The 14,134-nt window shown below is 66.3% G+C and carries 15 protein-coding genes; 4 read left to right on the forward strand and 11 right to left on the reverse strand.

Annotation, left to right across the window (positions count from 1 at the left end):
• Positions 1-71: 71 nt before the first annotated feature.
• The 5 genes from DAT35_RS20700 to DAT35_RS20720 are packed head-to-tail and all read right to left on the reverse strand — an operon-like array spanning position 72 to position 5,137.
• The gene (locus DAT35_RS20700) at positions 72-2,261 is read right to left on the reverse strand and encodes a helicase HerA-like domain-containing protein (protein WP_369945923.1); all 2,190 of its coding nucleotides are present in this window, start codon (positions 2,259-2,261) and stop codon (positions 72-74) included.
• A gap of 16 nt (positions 2,262-2,277) precedes the next feature.
• Positions 2,278-3,459, reverse strand: a complete 1,182-nt coding sequence (locus tag DAT35_RS20705) for a hypothetical protein (RefSeq protein ID WP_108068781.1) — start codon at positions 3,457-3,459, stop codon at positions 2,278-2,280.
• On the reverse strand, positions 3,452-4,183 hold the full coding sequence (locus DAT35_RS20710; RefSeq protein WP_108068782.1) for an ImmA/IrrE family metallo-endopeptidase: 732 nt from the start codon (positions 4,181-4,183) through the stop codon (positions 3,452-3,454). The genes DAT35_RS20705 and DAT35_RS20710 overlap by 8 nt, the downstream gene beginning before the upstream one ends.
• Positions 4,180-4,560, reverse strand: coding sequence for a hypothetical protein (locus DAT35_RS20715; protein ID WP_108068783.1), 381 nt, complete (start codon positions 4,558-4,560; stop codon positions 4,180-4,182). Before DAT35_RS20715 ends, DAT35_RS20710 begins: the two co-directional genes overlap by 4 nt.
• Positions 4,547-5,137 carry an RNA polymerase sigma factor gene (locus DAT35_RS20720; protein ID WP_158501804.1) on the reverse strand — a complete coding sequence of 197 codons (591 nt, stop codon included), beginning with the start codon at positions 5,135-5,137 and terminating at the stop codon, positions 4,547-4,549. Before DAT35_RS20720 ends, DAT35_RS20715 begins: the two co-directional genes overlap by 14 nt.
• Before the next feature lie 270 nt (positions 5,138-5,407).
• Between DAT35_RS20720 and DAT35_RS20725 the strand changes: the two genes are divergently transcribed.
• The 3 genes from DAT35_RS20725 (at position 5,408) to DAT35_RS20735 (ending at position 7,733) form a co-directional block, all read left to right on the forward strand.
• Positions 5,408-6,214: a GNAT family N-acyltransferase gene (locus tag DAT35_RS20725; protein WP_108068785.1), complete on the forward strand. Its 807-nt coding sequence runs from the start codon at positions 5,408-5,410 to the stop codon at positions 6,212-6,214.
• A 79-nt stretch (positions 6,215-6,293) separates the two neighbouring features.
• Complete coding sequence (locus DAT35_RS20730; RefSeq protein WP_108068786.1) at positions 6,294-7,004, forward strand: iron-containing redox enzyme family protein; 711 nt, start codon at positions 6,294-6,296, stop codon at positions 7,002-7,004.
• 102 nt (positions 7,005-7,106) lie between these two features.
• Positions 7,107-7,733 (forward strand): hypothetical protein, encoded by a 627-nt coding sequence (locus DAT35_RS20735; protein WP_108068787.1) that lies wholly within the window; start codon positions 7,107-7,109, stop codon positions 7,731-7,733.
• Between the two features lie 72 nt (positions 7,734-7,805).
• On the opposite strand, the gene DAT35_RS20740 is transcribed toward DAT35_RS20735, so the two are convergent.
• A complete protein-coding gene (locus DAT35_RS20740; RefSeq protein WP_158501805.1) occupies positions 7,806-8,894 on the reverse strand; it encodes a response regulator transcription factor in 1,089 nt (362 codons plus the stop codon).
• A 185-nt stretch (positions 8,895-9,079) separates the two neighbouring features.
• Between DAT35_RS20740 and DAT35_RS20745 the strand changes: the two genes are divergently transcribed.
• The gene (locus DAT35_RS20745; protein ID WP_108068789.1) at positions 9,080-9,841 is read left to right on the forward strand and encodes an SDR family NAD(P)-dependent oxidoreductase; all 762 of its coding nucleotides are present in this window, start codon (positions 9,080-9,082) and stop codon (positions 9,839-9,841) included.
• Between the two features lie 5 nt (positions 9,842-9,846).
• Here the strand turns inward: DAT35_RS20745 and DAT35_RS58235 are convergent, their stop codons facing one another.
• Genes DAT35_RS58235 through DAT35_RS20765 form a run of 5 tightly spaced genes read right to left on the reverse strand, consistent with a single transcriptional unit; the run spans position 9,847 to position 14,131 of the window.
• Complete coding sequence (locus tag DAT35_RS58235; protein WP_146209805.1) at positions 9,847-10,062, reverse strand: hypothetical protein; 216 nt, start codon at positions 10,060-10,062, stop codon at positions 9,847-9,849.
• On the reverse strand, positions 10,052-10,408 hold the full coding sequence (locus DAT35_RS20750; protein WP_108068790.1) for a hypothetical protein: 357 nt from the start codon (positions 10,406-10,408) through the stop codon (positions 10,052-10,054). The genes DAT35_RS58235 and DAT35_RS20750 overlap by 11 nt, the downstream gene beginning before the upstream one ends.
• 11 nt (positions 10,409-10,419) lie before the next feature.
• Positions 10,420-11,358, reverse strand: a complete 939-nt coding sequence (locus DAT35_RS20755; protein ID WP_146209806.1) for a hypothetical protein — start codon at positions 11,356-11,358, stop codon at positions 10,420-10,422.
• Positions 11,355-12,515, reverse strand: a complete 1,161-nt coding sequence (locus DAT35_RS20760) for a hypothetical protein (RefSeq protein ID WP_108068792.1) — start codon at positions 12,513-12,515, stop codon at positions 11,355-11,357. The genes DAT35_RS20755 and DAT35_RS20760 overlap by 4 nt, the downstream gene beginning before the upstream one ends.
• Positions 12,512-14,131 (reverse strand): hypothetical protein, encoded by a 1,620-nt coding sequence (locus tag DAT35_RS20765; protein WP_146209807.1) that lies wholly within the window; start codon positions 14,129-14,131, stop codon positions 12,512-12,514. The genes DAT35_RS20760 and DAT35_RS20765 overlap by 4 nt, the downstream gene beginning before the upstream one ends.
• Positions 14,132-14,134 lie beyond the last annotated feature (3 nt).

The following is a 14,134-nucleotide window of genomic DNA, read 5'->3' on the forward strand; positions in this document are numbered from 1 at the left end:
ATCGTGCCACCACGGGCTCGGCGAGCCGATTGCCCTGCGACCTGGAGTGAAGGCGAGAGAGAGCCGGAGTGCTACTCCACCAGCAGTCGCTTCACGGGCGCGGGGTCCACCGCGACCATCAACGGGCGGGTGAAGTTGCTGAACGAGACGAGCGCCTGGCCCGGGGCGAGCCGGGAGACCCGGTTCCACAGGCTCTCATCGATGCTGCCCACCGTGCGTTGCATCCGGGAGATCACCGAGCTGTCCGTGATCTTGTGGATGATGAAGTTGTTGAGCAGGCCCAGCACTTCGTTGGGGAGGTGCTGCGGCAGTTGCGTGACGAAGACGAGCCCCAACCAGCGCTTGCGGCCGCGCTTGGCGATCCGTGCCACCTGCTCGAACAACACCTTCATCTGGGTTATGCGGCTGGCCGACAGGAACTCGTGGGCCTCCTCGATGATGATGAGAACCGGGGTGACGGATTGATCCTGGTCGTTCGCCCGCTGGTAGTGCGCCTCCTGGGTCTCCTGGAGCCCGCGGAGGATGTCGGCGATGACGAGGTTGTTGAGCTGGGGTGAATCCGTGTCCGAGAGGTCGATGACGGACACCCGCCCGGGGGTGAGCATCGAGCCGTAATGCACCCCGGGGACCGAGCCGACGTCATAGATGTTGAGGCGCCGCAGCCTGTGGAGCTTGCTGGCCAGCGCCTTCCAGCTGATCTCGTGCTTGCTGCTCTGGGCTCTCACCCGGGCCATCACCTTGCCGGGGCTGCTCTTGAATTCGCTGTACAGCACGGGACCGTGCGGAGAAGCCTGCTCGGAAGCATCTTCGCCGGAGTCCTCGTCCTCACCGATGCCGTCCAGCAGCTTGCCCTGCTTCCGGGACGAGGCTCTCGGCTTGCTCCGGGTCTCGGACCGCCCCTCGTCACTGAGGCTGTAGATGTAGGCGCTCACGACGTCCAGGACGTGCTGGATGGTCATCCCCGGATAGCCCGTCGAGAGCTCATCGACGTCCAGCACCTGCCGGCGCTCCTCGTCATTCCTCGGGAAGAGTCCGAAGTCCTCCAGCAAGAGCTTCGTGACGTCATAGGCCTTGAGGAACCGCTCGTGCTGCGCATCCGACATGTCGAGGATCTCGGCGATCGCATGGGGCGAGAGGCTCGAGAAGTTCAGCGAGAAGCGGTGCAGGTTCCGGTGGCGTGGGTTGCGGCTCGCGCGGCCCGTCAGGTGGTGGATGTGCAGGTCCTTCACCCCCTCCGGCTTCTGGCCGCGGCGCCTGAGCGCCTCGAGCATTGCCGCGTGGTCCGTGGGCTGGTCCACGTGCGTGTACTCACCTTCCACGTCGAAGACGACGGTGGCGATGCCCGCCGCCTGGGCGCGGTGGATGAGCGTGGCAACGGTGGTGGACTTGCCACCGCCCGTCGTTCCGATGATGCCGGTGTGGCGAGGCAGGACGGCCTTGTCCCGGGGGTTGAGGCGGGCTTCCATCTTTTCGTAGCCCACCACCATCCCGAGGCTCATCTCTCCCCCCACGCCGAGCACGCGCGCACTCTCCTCCTCATTGAGGAGGAAGACGGGACTCTGGGGCCGGGGGCGGAAGCGCGGTGGCTCCAGGACCCCGCCGATCTCCTCACCGAGGATCTCCACCTCCGCACGCCCGTGGTAGTCGAACATGAACGCCACCGTCTTGCCCTTGGTCACCACGCCGACGGCCATGGTGGAGTTGGCGGGAACGCCGTCGGGCTCGAGGAAGGGTCCGCGAACGACCACGCCCAGATAGGAGCGCTCGTCTTCCCGCGACTTCACCCTCACGAGCGTCTGGGAAGCCAACCGGTGGAGGTCGCCCCGGCTCATCAGGACGGTGATGAGGTTGTCGCTGCTGGCCTGGGTGTCGAAGTGGGTGAACCCCACCGCCTTGTCGAGCTCGGGATCGGCGGGCGCCGCCGTCTTCACCTGGTTCTTGAGCTCGTTGATCTCCCCCTGATCCTCTTTCGGCAGGGGCCGGGTGAGCGCACCGCGCGGGGCCCCCGCGCCCGGAGACTGAGGCTCCTCTCCTCTCATCCCCTGAGTCGAACGTGCGGCCCCACCACGAGACGCCCCCGGACCTGGGGGCTGTGCGCTCCTTCCACTCCCCACCGGAGGAGCCGGACGCGCGGCCCCGCCGCGAGGAACACCCGCGCCTGGAGGTTGTGCGGCCCTCCCATTCACGACCGGGGTCGAGCGGCCGTTCTCACCATGGAATTCCCCCGAGCCCGGGGGCGGAATCTTGCCATCGTCCGACATACCTCACGCCTCCTTCCTAACCGCGCTTCTTGCCCTGCTGGAAGAACTGGAGGTTCGCGCCCGCATGGGCATAAGCGTCATGAACCAGACCCAGGAATCCGTCCGCACCGAACGCGTTGCGGCACGACACATCCGCGACGTCGAGCAGCATCGGGAAGCTCCGCTCGGGCCTGAGAACGCTGTCGGCCATCGCCACACGTGCCGCGAGATGGACATGCTCCCGGTGCGCATAGAAGAGCCGGGGGGGTGTCCGCTCGGAGATCCGATACAGACCGATGAGGACATCCGGGCAGCACCGCCGCACGAAGTCGAGCGCCGCCTCACGCCCCTCGTCTCCGTACTGCCATCCCTGGATGAGGCGGACACTGTCACTCTCGAGCGTCTTGAGAATGGCATACTCACCCGGGGCGAGTGCGTATCCGAGGGTCAGATAACCCCGCCCCTCGAGCGTGTCGGGAACGAACACGAACTTCTTGTGTCTCTGGATGAGCCGCTGGAGCACGTCGAGCGAAGCGCGCAGCAGGCCCATGTACCCAGAACCGGAGAGCATCTCGTGAGGACAGGGGTGGCCCATACCGATGCGCCACTCTGATTCCGCCTTGTCCACGAGGACGGCCCGCTCCGCGTAGCTCCTGATGCAACGATATGCGAGCCTGCTGGGCCCGTCCCCCCGGCCCACGCCATGCCGGTTCTGACGCATCTCGATGAGCGCCATCGCCTCCGCCACGGCATCCGTATTCCGGGATGACATCTCCTTGCGGAAGAACCGCTGAGCGAACGTGCCAGAGGTGCCCCCATAGCTCACGACCGCGACCCCGAACTGGGTGATGCCAATGGGCAGACTGTCATGGGAGACAGTGGTTCCGCTCACGGCTTCGACCCGCCCGGCAAAGAGCTTTCCTTCTTGGACGGCCCTCATCTCGTCGCGATTGGTCCGGTAGACACCCGCCTCGGCAGGTGTCCCGATGCGCGTCCCGAGCAGGGGAAGGATCTCCCCACGGATCAGGGCCCGGACGCGCCCTTCCTTGTCGATGGCGCTGGCGATCTCCCGCTCGAAGCGAGCCATGACATGCTCGAAGTCGAACCCGGTGTCCCATTTGCCGAGATCGAGAGCAGCGGACAATTCCTCGCCAAAAACATCCTGGAACCTGTCGTCTCCGGCGAGCTCGTCGTCATCTGGGGGATGGTCATCAGACATGGTCACCTCCGGCGCACCCAAGAAGCTCCTGGATGGAGAATCGCGAGTGGCCATGACGGAAAGAGAGCATCCGGACGTATTCCCGGGCCTCCTTCCGTGGCAGCCCGAAGCGGGCGACCACCCGGTCCACCGCGACCTCCTCCGGCGCGCCCTTCACCACCTCGAGGACACGCTCTGCCGGTGCCAGCAGTTCGAGGGCCAGACGATCCGCGCGCCGCTCGGAGCGCGCCACCTTCCCAGTACGGATTCCGGAGGGATCGCGCTCCATCAACCGGACCTGGAGTCCGAGCGGAACGCCCTCGAGCACGGAGGATAGGAGCTCCTCGGACCTGGGGGCTCGCCAGCCATCGAGCACCGGCCGTATCCCCTCCCCCAGGGCATGCAGGGCGTGGGAGCGAGGCAGGAGGTGCTCGAGCACGAAGTGGGCCACTTCATGCGCCAGGGTGAAGCGTTGCTCGTCCGAGTCGTCCTCGGTGTCATAGAAGATGACGCCGACGCCCCGCCACGCCACCATGCACCCATGAAGCGAGCGGTGGTTATCGGTCACCTTGTGGTGCACGCCCTTCCGCACGAGCCAGTCGCGAACCCCCTCGGAGCTGAGGTGCGCCATGCGCTCCAGTGTGACGGGAAGCGATAGAAGCGCCTGTTTGGGGTCCCTGGGAAAAGAGAGCGTGAGCGGCAACCCGCAGGCCGCCACGGCCTCCTTCAACCACCATTCGGTCATGAGTTCGTCTCGTCATCGCAGGAGCGATCCCGTGCCGCGAGCAGCAGGGAATCCTCATCCGCCGGCCCCTCTCCGCCTTCCGACCGTTCGGCGAAAGCATCCATCACTTCCACACGCCGAAGCACCGCCACCAGACGCAGAGGTTCCAATGCGAAACGTTTCGCGATGGTGAACACATGCTCGGTGAACTTCTCGCCCTCGGGACGCCGGCAGAGCGACAACCACTGGAGTACCTCCAGCGAGCAGCCCAGCTCCGCCGCGAGCTCTTCAGCGGACCGGCCTTCGCGCTCACGGTACTTCTCGAACACATGGCCCAGCATCCAGGCCTCGTGTGCACTGCGCCGGACCGCCGTCTTCAGCCATTCAGGATTCGTCATCGGAATCCTCCTTTCCGAGGCGCTCCAACAACTTCATGAGGCGATCCCGGTGCCGCTTCACCTCTCGCCGCATCTCGACCTCGGACGACGACTCCAGACCGAGTGCCTTCGCCAACTCCCGGGTCGAGCGCTCACCTTGCAGGATGAGCCGGAGGGCTGCCCGGTCTCTTTGCGTGATGTCGTACTTTTCGAGCCGTTCAAGGACGAGTGCGGCCTCCATGCCCCGCTCCAATTCCTCATTCGGAGCCGTGGCCTGAAGTTCGACAATGCCCGCGAAACCCTGCTCGCGCCGGGCGCGCGCCGCATGGGACCGGTGGCGATCCACCCCTCGCTTCTGAGCGATCTGGCGCAGGTAGGTGAACAGACGGCTGCGCTGCGGGTCATAGCGCTCGGGGTGTTGCAGGTAGACGAACACCGCGTCGATGGCTGAATCGTAGGCATCTTCCCGCTCACAGGTCTTCCTGAGGGCTCTCAGGAGCCACGGCATGTAGGTCTGGAAGACCTCGACCGGCGCCACCGGATCTCGCTGGAGGACCCGCTCATGCAACGTCACCTCATCCACCCTTGATGGGCTCATCCCTCTCCTCGCCAGGATTCTCTCGTCCGCCGTGGGACTCATTGCGTCTCGCATGATTCTTCGTCACCCATTCGTGGAGTTCGACGACCAGGCGCCTCCTGCCCCCGCGAGAGGATGGAAGCGGACGAGCCGCGAGTCTCTACCTCCCGGGTGGTAGGCCGCCGCGGCGTCATGGAAATAAACAGTCCGCGAACTCCGGCCTTCGGCAACGAACGAAATACAGAGGCCCGGTGAAGCGCCGGGTCTGCCTCGTTTCACGTGAGGGGATCCATGACATCCATGTGTTGCCGTGTTGCCACCACCCAGCGTCAGCTCGATGACGCGCTCCGGGTCCGCTGGGCTGTCTTCGGAGCGGAGCTGAAGCTGCTCGGAGGACCCGTTCCACCGGCACCGCGGGAGGTGAACTGCTTCGATACGCTGGAGACCACCGTGCATCTCGTCGTCTATGCGGATGACGTGCCGGTGGCCACCTCCCGTCTGCTGCTGCCCAACCCCGAGGTGGCTCGCACCACGGATGGAGGCCTGGGCATCGAGCTCGACCAGAAACTGAACCTGTCGGGACTGGCGGAACCGGGCCTCCTGTTCGCGGAGAGCACGCGCTTCTGCATCCTCAAACGCTGGCGCCACTCCGAGGCGCTCCTGCGGTTGCAGGCCGGGCTTTATGAGGAGAGCCGGCGGCGGGGGGTGACACATTGGATTGCCTCCGCGAACACGGAGACGGACTCGGCCGAGGACGCACAGCTGGTGTTCCAGGTAGCGGCGCACAAGGGACTGGTGAGCCAGCGTTGGCGCGTCCAGGCCCGCGTGCCGTCGACTCCTCCTGTCAGTCCAAACGCGCCCTTCTATTCACCTCCAGAGCGGGCATGCGCCCACCAGGGGCGGCTCCAGGGATTGAGACTGCCCCGGGTGCTATCGCTCTTCGCGCACAAGATGGGCGCGCGCTTCATCGCCGAGCCAATCTACGACATGGGTTTTCGCCGCTTCTCCCTGCCACTCGTGGCCGCGCTGGATGAGCTTCCGCCTGACACCCTGAGCCGGTTCGACGCCTTGGACGCGCATACCTCCCACGCCGCCTGAGCCGGACTCACTCCCGGCCTTTCCCTCTCACCTTCACCTCAACCGCCGGGACCGGCAACGGCCCGGATAGGAGACGTACATGCACACGCGAACCGGAACACAGACCCAAGCGGATTGGACCAGTGCCCTGGAGCACGAGGCGCGCACACTCGTGGAGGAACTGGACGCGTACCCCGCCGCCCGGAGCCTCTTCGAGGGAACCCTCGATGCCGAGGGCTACGCCCACTATCTGGTGCAGACGTACCACTACGTGCGGTGGAGCACGCCCCTGCTGGCGGCGGCGGGGCTCCGGATGAAGCGCCAGGGCCAGCTCCCCCTGCTGGCGGAGTTGCTCCTCCAGAAGGCCTCGGAGGAGCGCGGACACGAGCGCTGGCTGCTGGCGGATCTGGGAAACCTGGGGTGGCCGGCCACGCGGGTCGAAGGCACGGAGCCCGGTCCCGCGGTCACCGCCTATATCGCCTGGAACCGCTACACCACGCTGGCGGGCGTGCCCACCGCGTTCCTCGGCACGGCCTATGTGCTCGAGTACCTCTCCGTGCAGCGTGCCAGCGGGGCCGTGGAGCGCCTGATCGCGGCCAATACCATCCCGAACATCCGCAAGGCCGTTACCTTCCTGCGCGGCCATGGAAACATGGATGGAGACCATGTGGCGGAGCTGACCTCGGTGCTGCGCTCGCTGATGGACCCGGGGGAGCAATCGGCCCTGCTGCTGTCGGCCCGCATCACGCGCACCCTCTATGCCGGCTTCCTTTCCGGAACGAGCAGCGAGCAGCCGGCGCGTACCTCTTGAGAGGTACAGACACCGCGAGCCCTTTCAGCGCATCTTGCGCGCCCCGGTCCTCCCGCGCTCGAGAGGTCCGGGCCTCCAACCTCGCTCCTTCCTCGAGAAGACATGAACAGGGTTTTCGCAGTGGGCGTCATCGCGCTATCGGCACTGGCCGGCTGCGGTGGCGACGACAATACAGGACCTGGACCCAGCACTCCGCAGAAGTGCAGCACCTCGAACTGCGCGGGCTGCTGCTACAACAACGTCTGCCAGACAGGTACGACCGCCTCCGCTTGTGGCAAGTTGGGCGCGGCGTGCGTTGCTTGCGGTTCCGCCCAGGTGTGCAAGACGGATCAAACCTGCGGCGTGGACCCGAACAGCGTCTGGCTCATCCAGCCCGTCTCGGCCCAAATCACCTCCAACAACAATGGCTCTTACTGGGACGCTGATTACTCTCCGCCGGACGTCTTCGTCGTGATGAAGTGCCCGGGCGCGACCTCCGCCACCTCCACTTACGAGGTGGAGAGCTACACCCCCAAGTGGACCACCGGAGGATGCACCGCGAAGGCGAGCCAACTGCTCGCGGAGCCCTGGGTCTTCCAGCTCTGGGACAGCGATATCAGTGTCAACGACACCATCACCACCACGCTCGGGTTCCGGTTCACCGAGCAGGCCCTCACCTCGGGCACGGTCACCCTCGGCGCCTCGGGAGGGATGACGTCGCTGACGGTGCAATTGCAGAAGCAGCCTTGAGCCAGGCCGCATCAACATCCGCGCGGGGAAGCATCGGACTCGTTGCCTCCCCGCGCCCCTTCACCCTGGCACTCAATCCCGCGCCGACAGGTGCATGAGGGTCGCCCGGTAGATGAGCTCCGCCCGGCTCTCCACCCGGAGTTTCTCGAAGGCGTTCCTGACGTGCGTCTTCGCCGTTTCCGGCGAGATGTCGAGCTGGCTGGCAATGGACTCATTGCTATGGTTCTGAAGCACGTAGCTGACGACCTCGGTCTCCCGCTCGGTGAGCGTCACGCGGCAGATCCCGGGCACCGGAATGACATACGAGACCTCGTCGAGCACCAGCGTCCATAGCCGCCGTCCGTCCTGCTCTGGCATCCGGACAAACGTCACCCTCAGCTTCCGGTCCTCACGATGCCGCTCCCAGACGTCCAATCCGAACGCCCCGCCCTCCTCCAAGCGCACGAGCCAGACCAGCCGCTCCACCCATTCTCGGGGAAGACCCGAGGGGCCCAACTCGAACGGTGAGAACCAGTCCTGCAGCAACGCGGTGACCCGGTCCGTGCGCATCACCTCCTTGGCGCTCGGGGTCAGCACCAGGCAGTCCATGCCCCGCTGTTGGAGGAGCACATCCGGAAGCCCCCCGCACGTCGCCACTCCGCTGAACATCCGGCAGTTGCGGATTGTCCGGTTCAGAACGGGCGTGAGCGCTTGCAGGAGCGCCTGCTCTCGCGTGGAGAAGGGATGGAGCCGCTCGCGGTAGATCGTCAATCCCCCGTGCCAACCCTGTTTCATGTCCAGCTTCACCGACATGACTTGCTCCAGAGGCGTGCACAGCTCACGGCAGAGCTGATACGAGCGGCTGCGGATCAGCACCTCGCGCGGTGCCATCTCCGAGTCCCTGAGCACCACGTTGGGCAGGTGCACCACGGCACCTGCCACGAAGTCATCTCCGGCCATCTCCGGGTAACGATCCAGGAATGCGGCCAACCTGTCCGTCGCCACCCACACGTAGCCGGAAGACGGACCGGGCCTGGACATGCACCAGGCCGCATGGTCCGCCGGCAGGAGTTGGAACATCCACCCCTGGGCTCGGGACAGCACCACCGGAAGCTCCAAGGCGCTGGTCAGGGCCTCTCTCAGCTCGGAGATGAGCTCCCGTTCGCGCGAGTCGAGATTCATTGGGGATTCCTCCGCCAGAAAGGGATTGTCGCTGCTGGTACGCTCCGAGATGGACATTGTCCATACCACCCGGGTGGTAGGTGCCTGTCCGGTACCCAGCACTCTCCGTGGAGACAGGGCCTCGACTGCTTCCATAGGCGGAGGCCGAGCCTCCGCGCTAAGTCCCTCCCCCAAGGAGGGAGCGCATGACGGAGATGAGCTATCGGACAGCCCTGGTGACCGGGGCCTCCAGCGGCCTGGGGCGAGGTCTGGCGCTGTGGTTGGGCAAGCGCGGTGTGAAGGTGTACGCCGCCGCGCGACGCCGTCCCCAGTTGGAGGCGCTCGCTCAGGAGGCGAAGGAGGCCGGTGCCACCATCGAGCCCGTGGAGCTGGATGTTTCCCAGGCGGAGGCCACGCTCGAGCGAATCCGCGAGTGGGATGAGGCCTGCGGAGGGCTGGACCTGGTGGTGGCCAACGCGGGCGTGGGCGGGCAGACCGATGCCCGGCACTTCTCCTGGGAGCACGCGAAGCGGGTCATCGACGTGAACGTCACCGGGGCCGTGGCCACGCTGTCCGCGGTGCTGCCACGGATGGTGGAGCGCAACCGCGGCCACCTGGTGGGCATCTCCAGTCTGGCGAGCTGCCGGGGGCTGCCCCAGAACGCGGCCTATTCAGCGTCCAAGGCCTTCCTCAACACCTTCCTGGAGAGCCTGCGGGTGGATCTCCACGGCACCCAGGTACGCGTCACCTGCATCAAGCCCGGCTTCGTGAAGACCGAGATGACGGCCGGCATCCAGCACGCCATGCCCTTCCTCTTGGAGACACACGAGGGCGTGGAGTTGATGGGGCGGGCCATCCTCCGAGCGGAGGCCGAGTACGGCTTCCCCTGGCAGATGGCCAGCGCCGTCGGGGTGGCGAAGCTGGCGCCCAACTTCCTCTTCGACGCCGTCGCGAGCAGGGTGCTCTGAACGCGCTAGGGCACGGCCAGGTTGAGCATGAAGTAGATGCCCTGCAGGTACTTGTTCAGGGCTCCCATCAGCATGGGGATGACGGTGATGATGCTCACCCCCCCGGCCAGCGCCAGGAAGTAGACGATGACCGAGTACTCGACCATCGCCTGGCCACGCTTCCAACGGCGGGACAACGAGCGCGCCGCCCGCTTCACCTGTCTGGGAGCTTCATTCCTCATCGTTCTTCACCTTCACCCCCGCGGGGGCCTTGGGCGGAGTGATTCGCTCCATCATGTATTGGGCGTCGACCTTCCCCTTGGCCTTGCAGCTCCCGGAGCACGCATCCGCCACGTCCTTGCAGCTGGCCTTGCACGCGGACTTGGCGTCGTTGCCCTTGATGTCGTTGCAGGGGTCCGAGCAGATCGTCTCGATGGCCTCGCACTGGTCCGCGCACGTCTTGGGGGCCTTGGTGAGAACGGGCTTGGGCGCCTTTGGCGGCGTGGCCTTCTTCTTGGCCTGGGCGGAGGAAAGACCCGCGGCGAGCAGCAGGCCCAGCGCGGCGGTACGGAACAGGTGCGAAGTCACGGTAGAGCCTCTCATTCGTCAAGCCACAGGATGCCCACGGCCACGGAGGATGGATCCGCGTGGGGTTTGGCGGTCAGGGACAACATCCGGGAGCCCTTCTGGTAGCTCTCCATTCCGGGCAGCCCGTTCTCCAACGTCACGGGGGAGAACCCCCGCCGGGTCAGCTCCTGGCGGTAGAAGTCCTGCACCTTCTCCACCGTGCTGTCGCGCACCACGAAGACGGCGCTCCGGGACGCCAGTCCAGGCTCCATCTGCTGGATGGCGGTGGGCAGCTCCGAGTTGGGGGGAAGCGGCACGTCACCGGGCAGGACCGGTCGGCCCTCGATCAGCGCCTCCGGATTGCCAACGGACGCGAGGATGACCGTCCCCTCTCCATGGGGCACCAGGGTGATCGTCTTCAGGTTCTTGCTGCCCGGGGGCCGGAAGCTCACGTACGTCATGCCGGGCACTTCCTCCACCTGCCCGAAGATGAGGGCGTCGGACACCTGCGCCAGGGCCTGCTGGTAGAACTTCATCACCGCGTAGGGCGGCTCCTCGACGATGAGCGTGGCGACGTCCACCCGCGCACCGTTGATGAGCGTCTGCGCGCCCATGGGCTCCAGGCGCACACCCCGGTAGACGCTGAACAGGAAGGGGTCCACGTCCGGGGGCTCCGGCTCCTCGGGCGCCTCGGCGTACACCTGGCGCACGAACTCCCGCCAGTTCTCGTCCGAGGCATAGGGATTGAGCGCCTTGGCCTTGTCCCCATCGCAGGAGCCCTTCCCGGCTCCGCCTCCGCAGCACGAGCCGCCCGCGGAGGACATGGCCGGCTGGGTGGAGGCCAGGGCCTGCGCCACGGCCTCGGTGGGCTTCGCCCCGGCGGGCGCCTTCGGCTGCGGGGTGCTCGGGCCATTGGCCGCCAGCGCGGGCACCGCCCAACCCAGGGTCATCAGGAGGAAGAACGCTCTCATGGGCACTTGTCCTGCTCCGCCTGCCTGCAACCCATGTAGTGCACACCGCGCCGGCTGGCGGCCGACTGGTAGTTGTTGTTGATGCCGGAGTAGGGAGTGGACAGGTACTTCTGGCCGCCGCCGAGCGTCACCCCACCGGCCGCCTGCTTCTGGCCAGGGCTCTGCGCCTTGTAGCGGGCGACCAGGAACGTGCCGGCCATGTTGGGCAGGCCCGCCGCCTCGCGCGTCGTCGCGTTGGCGGTGACCGCGTTCATGTACAGCGCCGACTGGGCCCTGGCGGTGAAGTTGCCCGAGGCTCCCGCCACCGCGCCGTACGTCGGCACCTGGCTGTAGTCCTGGACCACCCGGTCATAGAAGGGGCCAGCGACGTTACCCGGGCTGGCGAGCGCGCTCGAGCGCGCGCCGATGTCCGCGTCGTTGAGCCTGCCCGACGACGAGCCGGTACGCAGCGCCCACGTGTTGAAGTACACCGCGCCCCGCTCGTACGCGACGATGTTGCCGCCCGTGCCCTGGTATTGGTGCGAGTCCGAGCCCGCCCCGCGCTTGGTCAGGTTCGACATCTTCACGTCGGTGAACTCCGTGAAGAGCTTCTCCGGGATGATGTAGTTGTAGATGTAGCCCTTGGCCCAGCACCGCGCCCTGCCGCCCGCGTTATAGCTGGAGCCCTCGAAGGAGCTCACCACGGGGTCCCCGACCAGGCCCGAGTCGGACCAGGCTTCGCACTGGAACTGCGTGTCTGGCCCCACGTTGGCATCGAAGCGGAACGTGTACTGGGCGGCGAAGTAGATCTTGTGGTGCTTCTGGTGATTGTGATTGCCGCGGATGCGCTCCACGTCACCGTAGCCCGGACCACCTACCTCGGCGCCATCATCGACGGCGGAGGTGTGGTCCGAATAGGTGGCGCGCACGGCGTGCTGAATCACGTCCATCTCGGCGTTGGCGCTACCCGACTCGGCGTTGCGCGTGGACATGTCCCAGATGCCGGCCACCACCGTCTCCTGCAGGTCCAGCTTCATGTACGCCGCGTCGATGAGGAAGAGGGCGTAGAGCAGCAGCGGGATGAGGACGAGCATCAACAGCACCGTCTCCACCAGCGCGGCGCCCCGGGGGTTCCGGCCAGCGGCCAGACGGAAGGAAGGGCTGCGAGAAGTGCTCATTGGAAGTTGACTCCCTTCGGGCCACCGTTGGAGACACCATTGGCACCTTGCACCACGGAGGCCGCGTTGGTGTCGATGGCGGTGAGGGCCTGCATGTCCGAGTTCGTCAGCGGGTGGAGCTTGGCGCGCCAGTACGGGTTGAAGAGGTTGGGGTAGTCGGACCAGTCACCGATGCGGTGGTAGTAGACGAGCGCCTTGGCGAAGGCCTTGGTGCGCTCGTTGTTGGAGAGCGTCAGCTGGCCATCCTGCGAGCCCGTCCCCGAGAAGCGGATGGTGCCGGTGCCATCCTTGGCCACCTCGTAGGGCCCGCGGATGCCGTACTCGTTGACGCGGCCGTCCGTGCTCACCGCGGCGAAGACGGTGGGCTGGTTGTACGGGGCAGTCGTGCCGATGTTGAACTCGGTGAAGCGCTCGAGCCGCAGCTGGGGCGAGCTGTGCGCGCTGCCCGAGTGAGGCCGGTTGAAGAAGTCCAGGATGCCCAGGTCGGCTCGGTGGCGCGCGCCCTGGCCACTGAGCAGCTCGCCGGGGCCCAACGCGCTCATGGCCGGCAACGGGCCCGAGGAGGAGCCATCCCGCCACTGGCCCTGGAGCATGCCCCAGTCATACGAGTTGAGGCTCTGCCCCTGGGTGGAGCCCGCGGCCGCATCCCGCGCCATGAGGGCCACGCCCCCCGACTGACCGGGGAAGTTGCCGTCGGTGAAGCCCGTGCGGCCTCCCGAGGATATCCCCATGTCCGGCGTCTGGTTGACATTCCACGTGCCCTGCGGGCCCATCCACAGCGACGCCTTGACGAGCTGAGGCATCTGGGTGAACAGCACCCGCTGGATGGCGGGCGTGCCCTTGCGGTTCCAGGCGAAGTCCTGCCGCGAGGCGTTCACCGTCTCCGCCATGATGCGCCGCTTGAGCTGGGTGTTGCTGTAGAAGATGTTGTTCCACTGGCTGGTGTTGAAGGCGGACACTGCGGACTCGTCAGAGGTGACGGATGCGGCCCGCAGCATGTTGTCATCCTTGAGCGAGCCCAGGTTGCCCGACATCAGGGTGGACGTCACGCCCGCGCGCACCGCGGTCTGCGAGGCGTTGAGCAGGGTGACGTGCGCGTCCAGCGCGCGCATGAGCTGCTGGGCGGGCTGGTCCAACTGCCTCACCTTCTGGCCCATCTTGCCGCTGATCCAGTCGATGGTGAGCCCCGCCGCGTTGATGGTCGCCTCGAAGGAATGGATGCAGTGGGTGAAGCAGCACGGCGCGCACCCGAAGGGCGTGCAGCAGCAGTAGCAGAGGCTGCGCTCCTGCGAGGCGATGGAGCTCATGACGGACGCCGCCGACATCTTCAGGTCCACCAGCATGGCCGCCTCGGACATGTAGGCGTGCACGTTGGCCATGCCCACGTAGGAAGAGGCGATGGCCCGGTTGGTGTAGGCGAAATGGTTGAGGGCGCGCGCCTCCACCACCGCCACGGAGAAGGCCTTGGCATCCGCGTAGTTCTGCACGCGGATCTTCTGCTGCACCGACACCGTGACGTTGAAGGTGATGAACACCACCAGCGCGAGCACCAGCAGCGTCACCACGCCCAGGATCATCGCCTGTCCGCGTTTGGCAACTCGAAGGGTTTTCTTCATGGG

The organism is Vitiosangium sp. GDMCC 1.1324 (genome assembly GCF_003044305.1).
GTDB lineage: Bacteria > Myxococcota > Myxococcia > Myxococcales > Myxococcaceae > Archangium.